The 1634-nt window shown below is 53.3% G+C and carries 2 rRNA genes; both read left to right on the top strand.

What is annotated here, in order from left to right:
• A 23S ribosomal RNA gene (locus PGH07_RS11390) occupies nucleotides 1–1295 on the top strand; the annotation flags it as partial.
• Nucleotides 1296–1482: 187 nt separating this feature from the next.
• Nucleotides 1483–1598 (top strand): 5S ribosomal RNA (gene rrf / locus PGH07_RS11385).
• The last annotated feature ends 36 nt before the right edge of the window (nucleotides 1599–1634 follow it).

The raw sequence follows: 1634 nt of genomic DNA, 5'->3' as shown, positions 1-1634 counted from the left end.
AAACCGACACAGGTGGTCAGGTTGAGAATACCAAGGCGCTTGAGAGAACTCGGGTGAAGGAACTAGGCAAAATGGTGCCGTAACTTCGGGAGAAGGCACGCCGGCCTCGGTGATGGGATTTACTCCCTAAGCTGTGACCGGTCGAAGATACCAGGTGGCTGCGACTGTTTATTAAAAACACAGCACTCTGCAAACACGAAAGTGGACGTATAGGGTGTGACGCCTGCCCGGTGCCGGAAGGTTAATTGATGGGGTTAGCGCAAGCGAAGCTCTTGATCGAAGCCCCGGTAAACGGCGGCCGTAACTATAACGGTCCTAAGGTAGCGAAATTCCTTGTCGGGTAAGTTCCGACCTGCACGAATGGCGTAACGATGGCCACACTGTCTCCACCCGAGACTCAGTGAAATTGAACTCGCTGTGAAGATGCAGCGTCCCCGCGGCTAGACGGAAAGACCCCGTGAACCTTTACTATAGCTTCACAGTGGACTTTGACATTACTTGTGTAGGATAGCTGGGAGGCTTTGAAACTCTGACGCCAGTTGGAGTGGAGCCGACCTTGAAATACCAGCCTGGTACTGTTGAGGTTCTAACTCAGCCCCGTTATCCGGGGCGAGGACATTGTGTGGTGGGTAGTTTGACTGGGGCGGTCTCCTCCCAAAGCGTAACGGAGGAGCACGAAGGTACCCTCAGCATGGTCGGAAATCATGCAATGAGCGTAAGAGTATAAGGGTGCTTGACTGCGAGACAGACACGTCGAGCAGGTACGAAAGTAGGTTCTAGTGATCCGGTGGTTCTGTATGGAAGGGCCATCGCTCAACGGATAAAAGGTACTCCGGGGATAACAGGCTGATACCGCCCAAGAGTTCACATCGACGGCGGTGTTTGGCACCTCGATGTCGGCTCATCACATCCTGGGGCTGAAGCCGGTCCCAAGGGTATGGCTGTTCGCCATTTAAAGTGGTACGCGAGCTGGGTTTAGAACGTCGTGAGACAGTTCGGTCCCTATCTGCCGTGGGCGTTTGAGATTTGAGAAGAGTTGCTCCTAGTACGAGAGGACCGGAGTGAACGAACCTCTGGTGTTCGGGTTGTCACGCCAGTGGCATTGCCCGGTAGCTACGTTCGGACGGGATAACCGCTGAAAGCATCTAAGCGGGAAGCCTCCTTCAAGATGAGATCTCACTGGACCCTTGAGGTCCCTAAAGAGCCGTTCGAGACCAGGACGTTGATAGGCTGGGTGTGTAAGCGTTGTAAGGCGTTGAGCTAACCAGTACTAATTGCTCGTGAGGCTTGACCATATAACGCCCAAGGCGTTTGAGTGCGAAGCGAAAGCTTGTAAGACACACAGTTGAATGTGTAGATCGATGAGCCCCTGCCGGACATGGTAGCGAGGCACCGGTTGAAGCTTGTAGCGAACGACAAGACAGAGCAGTGAAACAACACTGCTGACAAGAATCTTTTAGATCTCGATTTGTTCCAGTTTTGCCTGGTGACAATAGAGACGTGGAACCACCTGATCCCATGCCGAACTCAGTCGTGAAACGCGTCATCGCCGATGGTAGTGTGGGGTCTCCCCATGTGAGAGTAGGTCATCGCCAGGCACCTAATATGAAAAAGCCCCAGTACCGCAAGGTGCT

It is taken from the genome of Sulfurovum zhangzhouensis, assembly GCF_030347965.1.
In the GTDB taxonomy this organism is placed as follows: Bacteria; Campylobacterota; Campylobacteria; order Campylobacterales; family Sulfurovaceae; genus Sulfurovum; species Sulfurovum zhangzhouensis.
This window is presented reverse-complemented; position numbering and strand designations above follow the sequence as displayed.